This window comes from Pseudomonas kielensis (genome assembly GCF_030505375.1).
Classification (GTDB): Bacteria; Pseudomonadota; Gammaproteobacteria; order Pseudomonadales; family Pseudomonadaceae; genus Aquipseudomonas; species Aquipseudomonas kielensis.
In genome coordinates, this window is the sequence record NZ_CP130043.1 from 3,658,394 (window position 1) to 3,674,878 (window position 16,485).

Consider the following 16,485-nt stretch of genomic DNA (forward strand, 5'->3'; position numbering starts at 1 on the left):
TGGCACCCGTGGAGTGGTTAATTTGCCTGGGAGAGCGTTATGAAATTACTGGTCGTCGAAGACGAGGCGCTGTTGCGCCATCACCTGCATACCCGTCTGACTGAAAATGGCCATGTGGTCGAGGCCGTGGCCAACGCTGAAGAGGCCTTGTACCAGTCCGGTCAGTACAACCATGACCTTGCGGTGATCGATCTCGGGCTGCCGGGCATGGGTGGGCTGGACCTGATTCGCCAGTTGCGATCGCAAGGCAAGACCTTCCCGATCCTGATCCTCACCGCACGCGGCAACTGGCAGGACAAGGTCGAAGGCCTGGCCGCCGGTGCCGACGATTACGTGGTCAAGCCGTTCCAGTTCGAAGAGCTGGATGCGCGCCTGAATGCCTTGCTGCGCCGCTCCAGCGGTTTTACCCAGTCGACCATAGTCGCCGGCCCGCTGTTGCTGGACCTCAACCGCAAGCAGGCAAGCCTCGACGAGCAGCCGTTGGCCCTGACCGCCTATGAATACCGGATTCTCGAATACCTCATGCGTCATCATCAGCAGGTGGTCGCCAAGGACCGCCTGATGGAACAGCTCTATCCGGATGACGACGAGCGCGATCCGAACGTGATTGAAGTGCTGGTGGGCCGTTTGCGGCGCAAGCTTGAAGCGCCGGCCGGGTTCAAGCCGATCGAGACCGTGAGAGGCCTGGGCTACCTGTTCAACGAGCGCTGCCAGTGATTCGCTCCCTTCGCCTGCGCCTGATGTTGGCAGCCACTACCCTGGCGGTGCTGTTCATGCTGGCGCTGTTGCCCGCCATGCAGGGCGCCTTCAGCCTGGCGCTGGAAGACTCGATCGAACAGCGCCTGGCCTCGGACGTCACCACGCTGATTTCTGCGGCACGGATCGAGAACAAACAATTGATGATGCCTTCGCAGTTGCCGGACGAGCGTTTCAATCTCGCCGACAGTCGCCTGCTGGGCTACATCTACGACCGCGAAGGGCGACTGGTCTGGCGCTCGCGGGCGACCCAGGACGAACACATCAATTACAAACCGCGTTATGACGGGCGCGGCAATGAGTTTGCGCGTATTCGTGAGGCCGACGGCCAGGAGTTCTTCGTCTACGACGTCGAAGTCAAACTGCTGGGCGGCAAGAGTGCGGCATTCAGTATCGTCGCGCTGCAGCCCGTGCGTGAGTACCAGCAGACCCTCGAAGGCCTGCGGGAAAATCTCTACCTGGGTTTTGGCGCCGCCTTGCTGGTGTTGCTGGCGCTGTTGTGGATCGGCCTGACCTGGGGCTTGCGCGCATTGCGGCGCCTGAGCCAGGAGCTCGACCAGATTGAAAGCGGTGCCCTGGAAAGCCTCAGTGAAGAACACCCGCGTGAACTGTTGCGCCTGACCGGCTCGCTGAACCGCCTGCTACGCAGCGAGCGTGAGCAACGCAGCCGCTACCGTGACTCGCTGGACGATCTGGCCCACAGTCTGAAAACCCCCCTGGCGGTCCTGCAAGGCGTCAGTGAGGACATGGCCCAGCGTCCCGAGGAGCGGGAGCAGGCGCGGGTCCTGCAATCGCAGATCGAGCGCATGAGTCAGCAGATCAGCTACCAGTTGCAGCGTGCCAGCCTGCGTAAAAGCGGGCTGGTGCGGCACCAGGTGCAGCTACAGCCGGTACTCAAGAGCCTGTGCGACACCCTGGACAAGGTCTATCGCGACAAACAGGTGCGCACCAGCTTCGACTTGCCGCAGTCCTGCTATGTGCCGATCGAGCAGGGTGCCTTGCTGGAAATGCTCGGGAACCTGTTGGAAAACGCCTATCGTCTGTGCCTCGGCGAAGTGCGTATCAGCCTGCGTCAGACCCGGGCAAGCATCGAAGTCTGCGTCGAAGACGACGGGCCGGGCGTCCCCGCCGATCAACGGGCTCGGATCCTCCAGCGTGGCGAACGCCTGGATCGCCAGCATCCGGGCCAGGGCATTGGCCTGGCCGTGGTCAAGGACATCATTGAAAGCTACGGTGCCCAACTGACCCTGGGTGATTCGGCCCTGGGCGGGGCGGCATTCCGGATTCATTTCCCGCTGGCGTAGAGCCGCGGTTCAACTGTCCTGGGCGCGATAGGCGCCCGGTGTCAGTCCGGTCCATTTCTTGAACGCCCGGTGAAACGCCGAGGGTTCGGAAAAGCCCAATTGCCAGGCGATCTGTTGCAACGACAGGTCGGCGCGACGCAGATGATAGATCGCGATGTCGCGGCGCAACTGATCCTTCAATTCCTGAAAACTCGAGCCCTCTTCGCGCAAGTGCCGCCGCAGGGTTTGCGGACTGATGTGCAAGTGCGCCGCCACGGCATCCAGGTCGGGCCAGCGGCTGCTGTCACGACTGAGCAGGCGGCGCAACCGACTGCTCAGGCTGTCGCCGTCATCCGGGCGCGACAGCAGGTCGGCCGGTGAGTGCTCGAGAAAATGCTTGAGGGTTCGTTCGTCCTGCAACAGCGGCATGCCCAGGTAGCGACTGTGAAACAGCAGGCTGGTGCGCTGGGCGCCGAACTCGAGCGGACAAGGGAATAGCAGGTCGTACTCGGCGCTATGCCCGGGTTTCGGGTAGCTGAAACTGGCCTGCTCGAGGGCGATGCGCTGGCCGATCAACCAACTGCCAAGGCGATGCCAGATCACCAGCAGGCTTTCACTGAGAAAGTGATCGGGGTCGCGCAGCTGCGAATCATCCAGGCTCAAGCGCACCCATTGCTCTTCCCGGGCCAGGGTCAGGCCTGGCGAGTCGGGGAACAGGCTGTAAAACAACAGGCCGCGCCCCAGGGCTTTCTCCAGCGTGCTGCAGTGAATCAGGGCGTGGCACATCATGGCGAAAGTCCCGCGCTTGCTGGGACTGCGGGCCAAACCCAGGTATTCGTCATCCAGCGCCAGCCACAGGCCTTGCAACAGGGCGCTGAACTGTTCCGGCGCGATCCGGGCACGGGGCTCGTCGAGCAATTCGGCGCTGATCCCGAGCCGGTGCAACAGCTCTGCGTAGTCATAGCCCATCCGCCGGGCGCCACCGGTGGCAGCGCGGGCGAAATGACTGGCGATGGTGCGTTCGCGCATGGGGAGTGGGGTCCGACCATTGAGTGGCGGATCTTAGCCAGCCCTCACGGGTGGAACAAGGCGGATTTCCGCCAAATTGCAGGGCTCGATTCGGGCATTGGGCGGGAATCCGCCAGGCGAGTCGTGGGTGCCGCGTCATGAGAGGGGCTGTAGCCCTTGTGGCGCGTGGCCTGTAGGGGATTTGGCAAAGGTGGCACGAGCTCTGCAATAAGGCCAAGAGGTCTGCCAGCGCGCAGCTCGACACAACAAATCCCTCCAGTGCAGGAGGGTTCGCACTTTAGGCGTCGTTTGCCTCAGATGGATGATGGCAACGCGGTGCTCTTGAGGAACTTTGCAATGACGACTCGTCAGCCATTCTACAAAACCCTGTATTTCCAGGTAATCGTTGCCATTGTTATCGGCATCTTGCTCGGTCACTTCTATCCGCAGACCGGGGTGGCACTCAAGCCACTGGGTGACGGGTTCATCAAACTGATCAAGATGGTCATTGCACCCATCATTTTCTGCACCGTGGTCAGCGGTATCGCGGGTATGCAGAACATGAAGTCGGTGGGCAAAACCGGCGGCTACGCGCTGCTCTACTTCGAGATCGTTTCCACCATCGCCCTGCTGATCGGCCTGGTCGTGGTCAACGTGGTGCAACCGGGCGCCGGCATGCACATCGATGTAACGACCCTCGACGCCTCCAAAGTCGCGGCCTACGTCACGGCCGGCAAGGACCAGAGCATCGTCGGTTTCATTCTCAACGTGATCCCGAACACCATTGTCGGTGCGTTCGCCAACGGTGACATCCTGCAGGTCCTGATGTTCTCGGTGATCTTCGGTTTCGCCCTGCACCGCCTGGGTGCCTACGGCAAGCCGGTACTGGACTTCATCGATCGTTTCGCCCACGTGATGTTCAACATCATCAACATGATCATGAAACTGGCGCCCATCGGTGCGCTGGGTGCCATGGCCTTCACCATCGGTGCCTACGGTGTCGGCTCCCTGGTGCAACTGGGCCAGTTGATGATCTGCTTCTACATCACCTGCGTGTTGTTCGTACTGCTGGTGCTGGGCGCAATCTGCCGCGCTCACGGCTTCAGCGTACTGAAACTGATCCGCTACATCCGTGAAGAACTGTTGATCGTACTGGGTACTTCCTCGTCCGAATCGGCGCTGCCACGCATGCTGATCAAAATGGAACGCCTGGGCGCACAGAAATCGGTGGTGGGCCTGGTGATTCCGACGGGTTACTCGTTCAACCTGGACGGTACCTCGATCTACCTGACCATGGCGGCCGTGTTCATCGCCCAGGCGACCGACACCCACATGGACATCACCCACCAGATCACCCTGCTGTTGGTGCTGCTGTTGTCCTCCAAAGGTGCTGCAGGCGTGACCGGTAGCGGCTTCATCGTGTTGGCTGCGACCCTCTCGGCTGTTGGCCACCTGCCGGTTGCCGGCCTGGCGCTGATCCTCGGTATCGACCGCTTCATGTCCGAAGCGCGTGCCCTGACCAACCTGGTAGGTAACGCTGTGGCTACCCTGGTGGTGGCCAAGTGGGTCAAGGAACTGGACGAAGACAAGCTGCAAGTCGAGCTGGCTTCCGGTGGTCGTGGAATCTCCGACAATCGTGAAATGGATGACCTGGGTGTGGCCGAAGGCCCGGCCCCGGCTGCCTTGAAGTAATTCACATGCGTCAACAATAAACCCGCTACGGCGGGTTTTTTGTTGTCTGCGGCGCGGGAGCCAAACCTGCTCGCGGCAACCCCCTGAGCGTAAAAGTCACCCGCGCTGGCGGTTAAGGTGATTGCCGTCAGGCGGACGGCTGCCTAGTCTGCTGGTATCGCTCAAGGAGATGGCTTATGCAGGGTCCACTGGCATCACTCAAGGTTCTGGATTTCTCGACACTCTTGCCGGGGCCCTTCGCCTCGCTGTTGCTGGCGGACATGGGCGCTGAGGTGCTGCGCATCGAATCGCCAACCCGCATGGACCTGCTGCGGGTGCTACCGCCCCATGACCAGGGCATCTCGGCCAGCCATGCCTACCTCAACCGCAACAAGCGCAGCCTGGCGCTGGACCTCAAGCAACCGGCGGCGCTGGAGGTGGTCAAGCAACTGCTGCAGGACCACGACATCCTGCTGGAGCAGTTCCGTCCCGGCGTGATGGAGCGCCTGGGGCTGGGGTATGAAGCCCTGAAGGCGATCAACCCGCGACTGATCTACGTGTCGATCACCGGCTACGGCCAGACCGGCCCCTACAAGGACCGCGCCGGCCACGACCTCAACTACCTGGCGCTGGCCGGCCTGGCCAGCTACACCGGGCGTGCCGACAGCGGGCCGTTGCCGCTGGGGTTCCAGGCGGCGGACATCGCCGGTGGTTCTTTGCACGGGGTGATCGGCCTGTTGGCGGCGGTGATAGCCCGTCAGCAGAGCGGGCAGGGCCAGCACCTGGACGTGAGCATGACCGATTGCGTATTCAGCCTGAACGCGATGGCGGGGGCCGGCTACCTGGCGTGTGGTGTGGAGCCGGGGTGTGAGGAGCAGATGCTCAACGGTGGCAGCTTCTATGACTACTACCGCAGCCGCGACGGACGCTGGATGTCGGTGGGCAGCCTTGAGCCCAACTTCATGCAGCAATTGTGCGCCGCCCTCGGTCGTCCCGAGTTGGCGGCCCTGGGGCTGTCGCCCAAAGCAGAGCAACAACAGGCCCTGAAGCAGGCCTTGCAGATCGAATTCGAAAAGCGCGACTTCAGCGACCTGTGTGCGCTGTTTGCTGACGTCGATGCCTGCGTCGAGCCGGTACTCAGTGTGGCCGAAGCGGTGGCCCATCCCCAGCTCAGGGCACGGGAACTGGTGACCCAGGTGCCGCGCGGCGATGGCAGCAGCCAGGCGCAGATGGCCTGTCCGTTGAAGTTCTCCGAGGGCTTGCCGCAGCCACGGCATATCGGCGCGACGCTGGGGGCACATACCCGCCAGGTGTTGAGCGAGTTGGGCTACAGCGAGCAGCGGATCGACGAACTGCGGCGGACCAAGGTCATCCTCTGAACGTGACGCGGGGTGGCAGCGAGCCGGGCGGCGCTCCGTCTGCTCGCAATGGGGCCGGTCGAAGCGCTGCAGATCCCGCTATTCGACCCGCGACTCGCCGGTAAACACCAAGGTCTGCCGACAACGCTGACACAGGTAGCGCCGGCCTTGGCGCACCAGGCTATGGCGCTGGGCCGAGAACGGGAAGTCGCTGTTGGCGCACGGGCAGCGGTAAATGTAACGGGTCACGCTGCGGCGTTTAATGGCGTAGGTGTGGCAACGATCGGGTGGCAGCTCGTAGACGCCGCGCATGATCAGTTGCCATTCCTCGCCGTGGGGCGCAATGCGCTCGCCAAACAGTTGGTGGGCGATCAGGTGCGCGACTTCGTGGGCCACGGTCTGCTTGAGGAAATCTTCGCTGTTCTCGCGGTACAGCTGCAGATTGAAGCGCAGCAGGTTTTCATGCAGGTGCGCCACGCCAGCCTTCTGCCCACGCAGCTTGAGGCTGACCACTGGGCGCTTGAAAGGGCGTTTGAAAAAGGATTCGGCTTGTTGGAAACAGTCTTCGACGCGGGTATTGAGTTGCTCGGGCATGCTTAACGGATCTCCAGAGGCCACGAGTATGCTGCAAACCCGGGTCGTTGCGAATCGCCCAGCTGCCGAATGGTTGTGGTCCCAGCAAAAGGCCGCCTTGCGGCGGCCGGTATTGGCAGATCCTCGTTTGTTTTATGGGCGGCGTCCCTTGCTCGCTCCAGCGGCTTGCCTTGAATGCCTGTTCAGTTGGTATAGACCGGGCCGACGCCCAGGCCCCAGACAATGACGGTGAAGGCCATGATCGCCACCAGCACCACCAGCCCTACGGCAAGCACTGAACTTGAGAACAGAAACCCTTCGTCCGTTGGAATGTTCATGAAGGTCGGCAAGCCGACGTACAACAGGTAGACCGTGTAGCAAATGGCCGCGGTGCCGACGATCATGCCCAGCCACATATGGGGATACAGCGCCGCCAGGCCGCCGATGAACAACGGGGTGGCGGTGTAGGTGGCAAACGCGACACAGCGCGCCAGGCTCGGTGTGGCGTCATAGGTGCGGGCCATCCAGTGAATGAACGCCCCCATCACCGCGACCCCGCCCAGCATCGCCAGGTACGACATGATGGTCATCCAGAGCGCGCTTTCCATGGTCAGCATGACGGGCGCCCGGCTGCCGATTACCCAGCCCACCTGGGTCGTGCCGATAAACGCGGAAACCGCCGGGATCGCCGCCAGGATCAGCGTGTGGGTGAGGTACATGTGGCTGATGCTTTCCTCTTGGTCGCCACGGATTTCTTTCCATTCTTGATCTGGGTGGGTGAAAAGCCCCACGACGTGATGGATCATAATCAGTCACTCCTACGTGATTGCTGTCGCCCCCCAACGGAGCGCCTACGGGCCAGCGGCCAAGTCGGTAAAGGTCATTGGGTCTGCGACCTTATGTCGCAGTATAGAAAGGACTGGAACACGCCGGTGCAGGGGCTTTAGAGCAAATCGCGCTGTAAACCACGGGCTTAATCGCTGTGCTGCATGACAATGGCCCTGGGGCTTGGCCGATGGCACCCGAAGACGCAGGGCACTTCGCCCGCCCGGGGTTTTTGCGTAAAATGCCGGCCTTTCGTCACACCTCGCGGATTTCAAGCGCCATGGGCACTCTTACGGTCAACCAGAACAAACTGCAGAAACGTCTACGCCGCCAGGCCGGGGAGGCCGTTGCCGACTTCAACATGATTGAGGACGGCGACAAGGTCATGGTCTGCCTGTCCGGAGGCAAGGACAGCTACACCATGCTCGACGTGCTGCTGCACCTGCAAAAGGTGGCGCCGATCAAGTTCGAGATCGTCGCGGTGAACATGGACCAAAAGCAGCCGGGTTTTCCCGAGCATGTCTTGCCCGCCTACCTCAAGGAACTGGGGGTGGAGTACCACATCGTCGAAAAGGACACCTATTCGGTGGTCAAGGAACTGATCCCGGAGGGCAAGACCACCTGCTCGCTGTGCTCGCGCCTGCGTCGCGGTACGCTCTATACCTTCGCCGACGAAATCGGCGCGACCAAGATGGCCCTGGGTCACCATCGCGATGACATCGTCGAGACCTTTTTCCTCAACATGTTTTTCAACGGTTCGCTCAAGGCCATGCCGCCGAAATTACGCGCCGATGATGGGCGCAACGTGGTGATTCGTCCGCTGGCCTACTGCAACGAGAAAGACATCCAGGCCTACTCGGACTTCAAGCAGTTCCCGATCATTCCGTGCAACCTGTGTGGCTCCCAGGAAAACCTGCAGCGCCAGGTGGTCAAGGACATGCTCCAGGACTGGGAACGCAAGACCCCGGGCCGCAGCGAAAGCATCTTCCGCAGCCTGCAGAATGTGATCCCTTCGCAGCTGGCGGACCGTAACCTGTTTGACTTCACCAGCCTGAAAATTGACGAAACCGCGGCCTCGCGCTTCGTCAATGTGGTCAATCTCTGACGCGATCAGCGGTGAGTCGTGACGGCGCTCGCGGGCGCCGTTTTTATTTGTTTGCAAAGGAGAGGGCATGCGCGATTACAAGTGGCTGCACGAATACTGTCTGAATCGCTTTGGTTCGGCAGCCGAACTGGAAGCCCATCTGCCGGTCCCCAAGACCCCGGCCCAATTGCGCAAGATCAGCGATGATCGCTACCTGTCGACCATGGCCCTGCGGGTCTTCCGCGCCGGCCTCAAGCACAGCCTGGTGGACGCCAAGTGGCCGGCATTCGAAGAGGTGTTCTTCAAGTTCGACCCCGAAAAGGTGGTGTTGATGGGCGCCGAACACCTGGAGCGCCTGATGCAGGACGCGCGGATCATCCGTCACCTGGGCAAGCTCAAGAGTGTGCCGCGCAACGCCCAGTTCATCCTCGACGTGGCCAAGGACAAGGGCAGCTTCGGCGAGTTGATCGCCCAGTGGCCGGTGACCGATATCGTCGGCCTGTGGAAGTACCTGGCCAAGCACGGGCATCAGATGGGCGGTTTGTCGGCGCCGCGGTTTTTGCGCATGGTCGGCAAGGACACCTTTGTGCCCAGCTATGACGTGGTCGCGGCGTTGAATGCCCAGCAGATCATCGACAAGGTGCCCACCAGCCTGCGGGACCTGGCGACAGTGCAGAACGCCTTCAACCAGTGGCACGCCGACAGTGGCCGACCGATGTGCCAGATCTCGATGATGCTGGCCTTTACCGTCAACCATTGAGCCAGTCGCTCCAGTCGCGGGCAAGCGGAGCGCCACCCGGCCAGTTCCCACATAGAGTTCGGCCTCCTGGTCGGCCCACCGATGCAACGTCGCACCATAGTTATGTAGATACCTATGCCGCGATGAGGCCCTGTCAGCCGGCGCAGGTTTCGCCTTCCCCCGCCAACTTGCGGTTGAGCTGGAAGCGCCAGCGCACATACAGCAATGCCGAGCAGAACACCGCCAGGCTGGCGCCCATTTCCAGCAGGCCGAACAACTGGCGATTGGGATCGAACGCGGCAATCGCGCCCTTGATGAAGTACAGGTTCACCACAAAACACATCCATGAGTGCCCGCGCGCGCTGCCGCTGATCATCCCCGGTGCCAGCAACAGCAAGGGCACCAGTTCGATCAGCAGGATCACCCAGGGCCGTGCGCCGTGCAGGTCGGCAAACACCAGGTAGTAGGCGCAGAGCAGGCCGACCAGGGCGAAGAAACACAGCAGGCTGGCGGCACGGCTGATCCGCACGCGGGGTTCGAGCCACTCGATGGGCGGCAGGATCTTGGGCTTTTTAGCCACGGTGGTTCTCCATTGGCTGGGCGCTGGCCAGTAGCTGTGCGGTTTTCGCCAGGCGCAGGCCCAGGGCTCGGCACAGCGCCACTTCATGTTCGTTCAAGCCGCTCTTGCCGTCGGCCCCGGCGTGATGGCTGGCGCCATAGGGCGTGCCGCCGCCACGGGTTTCCAGCAGGGCCGACTCGCTGTAGGGCAGGCCGGTGATCAGCATGCCGTGATGCAGCAAGGGCAGCATCATCGACAACAGGGTGGTTTCCTGGCCGCCATGCAGGCTGGCGGTCGAGGTGAATACCCCGGCCGGCTTGCCCACCAGGGCGCCGGTCAGCCACAGGTTGCTGGTGCCGTCGAGGAAGTACTTGAGCGGTGCCGCCATGTTGCCGAAGCGGGTCGGGCTGCCGAGGGCCAGGCCCGAGCAGTGTTTCAGGTCGTCGAGGCTGGCGTACAGCGGGCCTTCGTCAGGAATATCCGGCGACACGGCTTCGCATTCGCTGGAAATCGCCGGCACCGTGCGCAGACGCGCTTCCATGCCAGACTGTTCAACGCCACGGGCAATCTGCCGCGCCATTTCATTGGTCGAGCCGTTGCGGCTGTAATACAGAACCAGGATGTACGGCGCGCTCACGGCAGGATCTCCAATACTTTTTCCGGCGGCCGGCCGATCACGGCCTGGTTGCCGACTTCGAGGATCGGGCGTTCCATGAGCTTGGGGTGGGCGGCGATGGCGGCGATCAGCTGTGCTTCGCTGAGGTTCTCATCGGCCAGGTTCAGGCTCTTGTATTCGTCTTCACCGGTGCGCAGCAATTGCCGGGCGCTGATGCCCAGCTTGCCCAGCAGGCTGTGCAATTGCTCGGCATTGAGTGGGGTTTCCAGGTAGCGCACCACGGTCGGCGCCAGGCCACGGGCCTCCAGCAGTTCCAGCGCACCGCGGGATTTCGAGCAGCGCGGGTTGTGATAAAGCGTCAGATCGGTCATGAGCGGGTCGCATCTTGCGTAAGGTGGCGGCTATTCTACCTGTGCGGCGAGCAGTCCAGAACCTTCAGAGGCGATGGGTCGCAGCGCAATTTATTTATCGAGTAAGGATCAGCCCCATGACAAGGCGATTGAGCGCGGCATTGGCACTTTTCACCACCCTGCTGCTGGCAGGCTGTGGCTACGACTACGGCACCGATCAGTTGGGCCAAAAGGTGGCCTCGGAGCGCCTGGACGGCAAATGGTTGGTGCTCAACTACTGGGCTGAGTGGTGTGGTCCCTGCCGGACCGAAATCCCTGAGCTCAATGCCTTGGCCGAACAGCTCAAGAGTCAGAAGATCAATGTGTTCGGGGTCAACTTCGACAACGTGCAGGGCGAGGAACTCAAGAGCGCCAGCAACAAACTGGGCATCAGCTTTACCGTCCTGGCCCAGGATCCGGCCGAGCGTTTTGAGCTGCCACGCAGCGAAGCGCTGCCGGTGACCTACATCATCGACGACAAGGGCAAGGTGCGTGAACAATTGATGGGCGAGCAGACGGCAGCAGGGCTGATGGCCAAGCTGCAAGCGTTGCAAGCGAAGAACTGAAGCGACGCCTGGTATCAGTTGATCGTTCCCGCAGGGCGCGGGAACGATCATCGGCCGGTCAGCCCTCTTCCGGCCACCAGCGCAGGGGTTTGCCGGTGGCGGGCCAGAAGCGTACTTGCTCGATGGGCGAGATGTCCCAGCGTTGCACGGTTTCCAGCGCCTGCAGGAAGCGTCTTTCCTGCTCCATCAGGGCCGGTGCACACAGCTTGCGGGTGCTGCCGACTTTACCGAAGCTCAGTTGGTTGCCGTCCAGGGTGTAGGGGGCGAACCAATGGTTGCAGCCACCGTTGCCGTAGGCCCGACCGTCTTCACCCAGGGTGAGCGTCAGGTGGCTGTTGTCGATCAGCGGACGCTCACCAATCCACTCCAGGACGTAGCTGCGCTCCTGTTGCAGTTTCATTGGCTGGGCTGCGCAGCCCAACAGGCCCGCAGTCGCCATCCCCGCCAGCACAAGGTGTTTCATCACGCGGGCTCCTGGCATTTCGGGCACAGGTGCTTCTCGCCGGCGGTGGTCCAGCCCAGTTCGGCGATCCGCGCGGTGGCGGCCGGCTTTTCGGCCTTGATACCCAGCGAGGTGTCGACTGCAAACTCGAACTTGAGCTCTTTGGCGCAGCTGTCGCAGTTGACCTGCCAGCTGTGGATCGCCAGCTCGCCGAACACCGGACCGCTGGCCATGGCAACCCACTGGCCCATCGGCTTGAGCAGGTGACGCACGTTTTCGACGGTCAGGCGCATGGACAAGTCCTTGCTGCCCTTGAGGGTGACCAGCAACACGTCGGCGTTGCGAATCGAGCCACCGTTGCCGGTGACTTGATAACGCCCCGGCGCGAGGGTGCGGCATTCGATCAGGGTGTGTTGCGGGTTCATCAGGCTGTAGCGGAAATCGTGTTCGACCATGGGTCCTCCAAATATGGCCGATATGCTAGCACGCGAAACCCTCGCCCATGGCCCGTGGATGTGACCTTCGATCAGCCCACCTCAGCCTTCGACGCGGTTTTGCGGGGTGCCTGCCGCCCACTCGGCAATGTTCTGCAAGGTAGTCGCGGCAATGGCCGCCAGGGCCTCGCGGGTCAGGAATGCCTGGTGGGCGGTGACGATCACGTTGGGAAAGGTCAACAGCCGCGCCAGGACGTCGTCCTGCAATGGCAGGTCGGAGCGGTCTTCGAAGAACAGTTGGGCTTCTTCTTCATAGACGTCCAGCCCCAGGTAGCCCAGTTGGCCGCTTTTCAGGGCTTCGATCAGCGCCGGGGTGTCCACCAGGGCGCCGCGCCCGGTGTTGATCAACATGGCCCCGGGTTGCAGGTGCGCCAGCGACTGGCTGTTGATCAGGTGCTTGCTGTCGGCGGTCAATGGGCAGTGCAGGCTGATGATTTGCGCTTCGGCGAGTAATTCGGCCAGGGGCAGGTAGCGTGCGCCGAGGGCCTGCACCTCAGGGTTGGGGTAGGGATCGTAGGCCAGCAACTGGCAGCCGAAGCCGGCCATGATTTTGGCGAACGTGGCGCCGATCTGTCCGGTACCGACTACCCCCACGGTCTTGCCATACAGGTCAAAGCCGGTCAGGCCATGCAGGGTGAAGTCGCCTTCGCGGGTGCGGTTGTAGGCGCGGTGCAGGCGGCGGTTGAGGGCCAGGATCAGCGCCACGGCATGTTCGGCCACCGCATGGGGCGAGTAGGCCGGCACGCGGACCACGCTCAGGCCCAGGCGCTTGGCGGCCGCCAGGTCGACGTGGTTGTAGCCGGCCGAGCGCAGGGCGATCAAGCGAGTGCCGCCAGCCGCCAGGTGCTCCAGCACCGGCGCGCTGAGGTCGTCATTGATAAAGGCGCAGACCACCTCGAACCGCTCGGCCAGGGCCACGGTGTCTAGGCTCAGGCGGGCCGCCTGGAAGTGCAGCTCGATACTGGCCTCGGTCGGCGCGGCGAGAAAGCTGTCGCGGTCGTAGGTCTGGCTGCTGAAGAGAATGGTGCGCATGCGGTCCTCCTGGAATCGACGGATGTAGCAGCTGCCGCAGGCTGCGTTCGGCGGCGCAGCCGTCGTAAGCCCGGCACACGCGGTCTGCCTGACAAACCACGGCGTCTGAATTCACGACGGCGCCGCCGCCGAACGCAGGCTTCGCCAGCTGCTACAGGTGAACGTTGAGTTTAATGCCTGGTGCGCCCGGCGCCATTGCCCTGGATCAGGCGCCGATCCGGGCCTCCAGGGCCAGGCGGTTGATCGCGCGCTCCAGCTCTTCCAGCGCCGCTTGGGCCTTGGGGTCTTGCTGCTTGAGCAGGGTTTCACTGCGCTGGCAGGCCGCCCGCAGTTGCGGGACTCCGCAATAACGCGTGGCGCCGTGCAAGCGGTGGACGCGCTCGATCAAGGCATTGTGGTCATGGCTATGGCGGGCAGCACGGATTGCCTCGCGGTCAGCCGCAAGCGATGCCAGCAGCATGGCCAGCATGTCCGCGGCCAGGTCAGCCTTGCCGGCGGCCAGGCGCAGGCCCTCATCCGGGTCGAGCACCAGCAGGTCGCTGGTGCTGCCATAGGTGTCGGCGCGCTCCGGCGCATGGTTGCGCAGCGCCAGTCCCGTCCACTTCAATACCACCTGCGCCAGTTGGCGCTCACTGATGGGTTTGGTCAGGTAATCGTCCATGCCGCTTTGCAGCAGCGCGCGTTTTTCATTGGCCATGGCGTGCGCCGTGAGGGCGACAATCGGCAACGGCGTGCAATGCCGTTCACTTTCCCACTGGCGAATGGTTTCGGTGCTCTGACGCCCGTCCATGCCAGGCATCTGTACATCCATCAGCACCAGGTCGAAGGTTTCGGTCTGCACTGCCTTGATCGCCGCGTAACCACTTTCCACCGCCAGAACCTTGGCCCCCATGTCTTCGAGCAGGGTCTGTACCAGCAACAGGTTGGCCGGGTTGTCGTCCACGCAGAGCACTTTGGGTGGACGGCTGGACAGCGGCTCGCCAGGTTCGCTGCGCACCTGGCGTGGAGTGACCAGGTCAGACAAGGCTCGGCGCAACTTGCGGGTGCAGGCCGGCTTGGCCTGCAACTGGCTGTGGGGGTTGGGCACCGAGAGGTGGAACAGCGTCTGTTCGGTGGTCGGGCACAGCACCAATACCTTGCAGCCCAGGTGTTCGAGGTCCCAGATATGCTGGTTGAGCCGCTCCGGGGGCATGTCGTTGGAGGTGATGCCCAGGACCGCCAGGTCGATCGCCTGCTCGGTCTGGTGCGCCAGGGTGACGCCGTTGGCCAGGCTTTCCAGGGTGTTGAACGGGGTGACTTCCAGGCCGCAGTCCTGCAATTGGTGCTGCAAGGCCTGGCGCGCCAGCTCGTGGTTTTCCAGGACCGCGACGCGTCGCCCCAGCAGTGGCGCGGCAGGCAGGTCTTCGATGTCATCACGGGTCTTGGGCAGGCTCAGGCTGATCCAGAACTCCGAGCCTTCGCCCGGGGTGCTGTCGACTCCGATCTCGCCCCCCATCTGTTCGATCAGCCGCTTGGAGATCACCAGCCCCAGTCCGGTGCCGCCGGGCTGCCGGGACAAGGAGTTGTCGGCCTGGCTGAAGGCCTGGAACAGGGCGCGGACATCCTGGTTGGACAGGCCGATGCCGGTGTCCTGAATGCTGATGCGCAGTTGCACGCTGTCTTCGAATTCATCTTCGAGCATGGCGCGGGCGACGATGGTGCCTTCGCGGGTGAACTTGATGGCGTTGCTCACCAGGTTGGTCAGGATCTGCTTGAGGCGCAGCGGATCCCCCACCAGCGACAGCGGCGTGTCGCGGTACACCAGGCTCACCAGTTCCAGCTGCTTGGCGTGAGCGGCGGGGGCGAGGATGGTCAGGGTGTCCTGCAGCAGGTCACGCAGGTTGAACGGAATACTGTCGAGCACCAGCTTGCCGGCCTCGATTTTCGAGAAGTCGAGAATCTCGTTGATGATCCCCAGCAGGCTGTCGGCGGACTTTTCGATGGTCCCCAGGTAATCGAGCTGGCGTGGGGTAAGTTCGCTCTTTTGCAGCAGGTGGGTAAAGCCGAGGATGCCGTTGAGCGGGGTGCGGATCTCGTGGCTCATGTTGGCGAGGAATTCGGACTTGATCCGGCTCGCTTCCAGGGCTTCCTTGCGCGCCAGGTCCAGCTCGATGTTCTGGATCTCGATGGTCTCCAGGTTCTGGCGCACGTCTTCGGTGGCCTGATCAATGCTGTGCTGCAATTCTTCCTGGGCATTTTGCAGGGTGCTGGCCATGCGATTGATGCCCGAGGCCAATTCATCCAGTTCCTGGCTGCCCAAGGGGGGCAGGCGGGTTTCCAGGTGGCCGTCCTTGAGTTGGGCCACGGCCTGCTTGATGCTGTTGAGCGGGTTGTTGATGGTGCGACCCATGCGCAGGGCGAGCAGGGCGGTGCAGATCAGCCCGCCGACGATCAGCATCAGGCTGGCGAACAGGCTGCGATAACCGCGCAGCAACATACCGTTGTGGGACAGCTCCAGTTCGACCCAGCCCAGCAGGCGCTCGGCTTCATCGGGGATCACTTCGCCGGCCAGGTTGCGGTGCTTGCCGAACACCGGCAGCAGGTAACGGGTGGCATCGCTGCCGGAGCGGCGCAGCAGGTGCGAGCTGTCGCCGGTCGGCGCCGGGTTGAGCATCAAGGGGCCGGCGTGCGCCACCAGGCTGCGGTCGGGGGCCAGGAACGACACGGCGCGCACGTCCTGCTGTTCCAGCGATTGGGTGGCGATACGCTCCAGCAGGTCTTCGTTCTGATGACCCATGGCCGGCGCCACCAGGGGGGCCAGTTGTTCGGCGATCATTTCACCGCGCTTGAGCAGTTGGGTCTGCAGGTCGGATTGCTGCATCCAGGTGAAATAACCACCCAGGACCAGGGCCATCAGGCTGGTCGGCAGCAAGGTCAGCAGGAGCACGCGACCCTTGATCCCCATTTTCTTCAGCACGCCACTCTCCTGCTCTCACGTCGTTCATCGATCACCGATGCGCCCATCTGGCACGCAATACCTGCGCAGTGTAGCGATTTGCAGGCAGGCCATCTCGGCAAATTGCCCGGCACCGCCTGCGGCTTCGTGGCGTC

17 protein-coding genes are annotated in these 16,485 nt (G+C 62.6%); 7 read left to right on the plus strand and 10 right to left on the minus strand.

What is annotated here, in order from left to right:
* The first annotated feature begins 39 nt into the window (after nt 1-39).
* Nucleotides 40-717: a response regulator gene (locus Q1W70_RS17105; RefSeq protein WP_166589132.1), complete on the plus strand. Its 678-nt coding sequence runs from the start codon at nt 40-42 to the stop codon at nt 715-717.
* On the plus strand, nt 714-2,060 hold the full coding sequence (locus tag Q1W70_RS17110; RefSeq protein ID WP_182341877.1) for an ATP-binding protein: 1,347 nt from the start codon (nt 714-716) through the stop codon (nt 2,058-2,060). Before Q1W70_RS17105 ends, Q1W70_RS17110 begins: the two co-directional genes overlap by 4 nt.
* Before the next feature lie 9 nt (nt 2,061-2,069).
* Here Q1W70_RS17110 and Q1W70_RS17115 read toward each other — a convergent pair whose 3' ends face one another.
* On the minus strand, nt 2,070-3,068 hold the full coding sequence (locus tag Q1W70_RS17115; RefSeq protein WP_166589130.1) for an AraC family transcriptional regulator: 999 nt from the start codon (nt 3,066-3,068) through the stop codon (nt 2,070-2,072).
* Between the two features lie 336 nt (nt 3,069-3,404).
* Here Q1W70_RS17115 and Q1W70_RS17120 point away from each other — a divergent pair, with 336 nt between their 5' ends.
* Together Q1W70_RS17120 and Q1W70_RS17125 are read left to right on the plus strand one after the other, a co-directional pair.
* The gene (locus Q1W70_RS17120; protein ID WP_166589129.1) at nt 3,405-4,739 is read left to right on the plus strand and encodes a dicarboxylate/amino acid:cation symporter; all 1,335 of its coding nucleotides are present in this window, start codon (nt 3,405-3,407) and stop codon (nt 4,737-4,739) included.
* 176 nt (nt 4,740-4,915) lie between these two features.
* A complete protein-coding gene (locus Q1W70_RS17125; RefSeq protein ID WP_182341875.1) occupies nt 4,916-6,097 on the plus strand; it encodes a CaiB/BaiF CoA transferase family protein in 1,182 nt (393 codons plus the stop codon).
* A 78-nt stretch (nt 6,098-6,175) separates the two neighbouring features.
* Here Q1W70_RS17125 and Q1W70_RS17130 read toward each other — a convergent pair whose 3' ends face one another.
* The gene (locus Q1W70_RS17130) at nt 6,176-6,670 is read right to left on the minus strand and encodes a SprT family zinc-dependent metalloprotease (RefSeq protein ID WP_302097637.1); all 495 of its coding nucleotides are present in this window, start codon (nt 6,668-6,670) and stop codon (nt 6,176-6,178) included.
* Between the two features lie 182 nt (nt 6,671-6,852).
* Nucleotides 6,853-7,455 carry a Yip1 family protein gene (locus Q1W70_RS17135; RefSeq protein ID WP_095169745.1) on the minus strand — a complete coding sequence of 201 codons (603 nt, stop codon included), beginning with the start codon at nt 7,453-7,455 and terminating at the stop codon, nt 6,853-6,855.
* 299 nt (nt 7,456-7,754) lie between these two features.
* On the opposite strand from Q1W70_RS17135, the gene ttcA reads away from it, so the two are divergent.
* Nucleotides 7,755-8,579 carry a tRNA 2-thiocytidine(32) synthetase TtcA gene (gene ttcA / locus Q1W70_RS17140; RefSeq protein ID WP_166589174.1) on the plus strand — a complete coding sequence of 275 codons (825 nt, stop codon included), beginning with the start codon at nt 7,755-7,757 and terminating at the stop codon, nt 8,577-8,579.
* A 67-nt stretch (nt 8,580-8,646) separates the two neighbouring features.
* On the plus strand, nt 8,647-9,318 hold the full coding sequence (locus tag Q1W70_RS17145) for a DNA-3-methyladenine glycosylase I (protein ID WP_185818785.1): 672 nt from the start codon (nt 8,647-8,649) through the stop codon (nt 9,316-9,318).
* Nucleotides 9,319-9,451: 133 nt separating this feature from the next.
* Here the strand turns inward: Q1W70_RS17145 and Q1W70_RS17150 are convergent, their stop codons facing one another.
* From Q1W70_RS17150 to arsC, 3 genes are read right to left on the minus strand one after another with little or no spacing between them, the layout of a single operon-like run.
* On the minus strand, nt 9,452-9,877 hold the full coding sequence (locus Q1W70_RS17150) for a DUF2069 domain-containing protein (protein ID WP_166589125.1): 426 nt from the start codon (nt 9,875-9,877) through the stop codon (nt 9,452-9,454).
* On the minus strand, nt 9,870-10,493 hold the full coding sequence (wrbA, locus tag Q1W70_RS17155; protein WP_166589124.1) for an NAD(P)H:quinone oxidoreductase: 624 nt from the start codon (nt 10,491-10,493) through the stop codon (nt 9,870-9,872). Before wrbA ends, Q1W70_RS17150 begins: the two co-directional genes overlap by 8 nt.
* Complete coding sequence (arsC, locus tag Q1W70_RS17160; RefSeq protein WP_166589123.1) at nt 10,490-10,843, minus strand: arsenate reductase (glutaredoxin); 354 nt, start codon at nt 10,841-10,843, stop codon at nt 10,490-10,492. Before arsC ends, wrbA begins: the two co-directional genes overlap by 4 nt.
* A 116-nt stretch (nt 10,844-10,959) precedes the next feature.
* Between arsC and Q1W70_RS17165 the strand changes: the two genes are divergently transcribed.
* Nucleotides 10,960-11,427 carry a TlpA family protein disulfide reductase gene (locus tag Q1W70_RS17165; protein WP_166589122.1) on the plus strand — a complete coding sequence of 156 codons (468 nt, stop codon included), beginning with the start codon at nt 10,960-10,962 and terminating at the stop codon, nt 11,425-11,427.
* 58 nt (nt 11,428-11,485) lie between these two features.
* Here Q1W70_RS17165 and Q1W70_RS17170 read toward each other — a convergent pair whose 3' ends face one another.
* The 4 genes from Q1W70_RS17170 to Q1W70_RS17185 all read right to left on the minus strand — a co-directional run bounded on the left by Q1W70_RS17170 (nt 11,486) and on the right by Q1W70_RS17185 (nt 16,351).
* Entirely contained in the window at nt 11,486-11,890 is a 405-nt protein-coding gene (locus Q1W70_RS17170) for an META domain-containing protein (protein WP_166589121.1), read from the minus strand.
* The gene (locus Q1W70_RS17175) at nt 11,890-12,324 is read right to left on the minus strand and encodes a hypothetical protein (protein ID WP_166589120.1); all 435 of its coding nucleotides are present in this window, start codon (nt 12,322-12,324) and stop codon (nt 11,890-11,892) included. Before Q1W70_RS17175 ends, Q1W70_RS17170 begins: the two co-directional genes overlap by 1 nt.
* An 81-nt stretch (nt 12,325-12,405) precedes the next feature.
* Nucleotides 12,406-13,395, minus strand: a complete 990-nt coding sequence (locus tag Q1W70_RS17180; RefSeq protein ID WP_166589119.1) for a 2-hydroxyacid dehydrogenase — start codon at nt 13,393-13,395, stop codon at nt 12,406-12,408.
* A 205-nt stretch (nt 13,396-13,600) separates the two neighbouring features.
* A complete protein-coding gene (locus Q1W70_RS17185; RefSeq protein ID WP_302097642.1) occupies nt 13,601-16,351 on the minus strand; it encodes a response regulator in 2,751 nt (916 codons plus the stop codon).
* Nucleotides 16,352-16,485 lie beyond the last annotated feature (134 nt).

What these genes read in the sequence shown, in the direction of transcription:
- Q1W70_RS17105 (WP_166589132.1), top strand. Translation starts at nt 40, where the DNA reads ATGAAATTACTGGTCGTCGAAGACGAGGCGCTGTTGCGCCATCACCTG.
- Q1W70_RS17115 (WP_166589130.1), bottom strand. Translation starts at nt 3,068, where the DNA reads ATGCGCGAACGCACCATCGCCAGTCATTTCGCCCGCGCTGCCACCGGT.
- Q1W70_RS17120 (WP_166589129.1), top strand. Translation starts at nt 3,405, where the DNA reads ATGACGACTCGTCAGCCATTCTACAAAACCCTGTATTTCCAGGTAATC.
- Q1W70_RS17125 (WP_182341875.1), top strand. Translation starts at nt 4,916, where the DNA reads ATGCAGGGTCCACTGGCATCACTCAAGGTTCTGGATTTCTCGACACTC.
- Q1W70_RS17130 (WP_302097637.1), bottom strand. Translation starts at nt 6,670, where the DNA reads ATGCCCGAGCAACTCAATACCCGCGTCGAAGACTGTTTCCAACAAGCC.
- Q1W70_RS17135 (WP_095169745.1), bottom strand. Translation starts at nt 7,455, where the DNA reads ATGATCCATCACGTCGTGGGGCTTTTCACCCACCCAGATCAAGAATGG.
- ttcA (WP_166589174.1), top strand. Translation starts at nt 7,755, where the DNA reads ATGGGCACTCTTACGGTCAACCAGAACAAACTGCAGAAACGTCTACGC.
- Q1W70_RS17145 (WP_185818785.1), top strand. Translation starts at nt 8,647, where the DNA reads ATGCGCGATTACAAGTGGCTGCACGAATACTGTCTGAATCGCTTTGGT.
- arsC (WP_166589123.1), bottom strand. Translation starts at nt 10,843, where the DNA reads ATGACCGATCTGACGCTTTATCACAACCCGCGCTGCTCGAAATCCCGC.
- Q1W70_RS17165 (WP_166589122.1), top strand. Translation starts at nt 10,960, where the DNA reads ATGACAAGGCGATTGAGCGCGGCATTGGCACTTTTCACCACCCTGCTG.
- Q1W70_RS17170 (WP_166589121.1), bottom strand. Translation starts at nt 11,890, where the DNA reads ATGAAACACCTTGTGCTGGCGGGGATGGCGACTGCGGGCCTGTTGGGC.
- Q1W70_RS17175 (WP_166589120.1), bottom strand. Translation starts at nt 12,324, where the DNA reads ATGGTCGAACACGATTTCCGCTACAGCCTGATGAACCCGCAACACACC.
- Q1W70_RS17180 (WP_166589119.1), bottom strand. Translation starts at nt 13,395, where the DNA reads ATGCGCACCATTCTCTTCAGCAGCCAGACCTACGACCGCGACAGCTTT.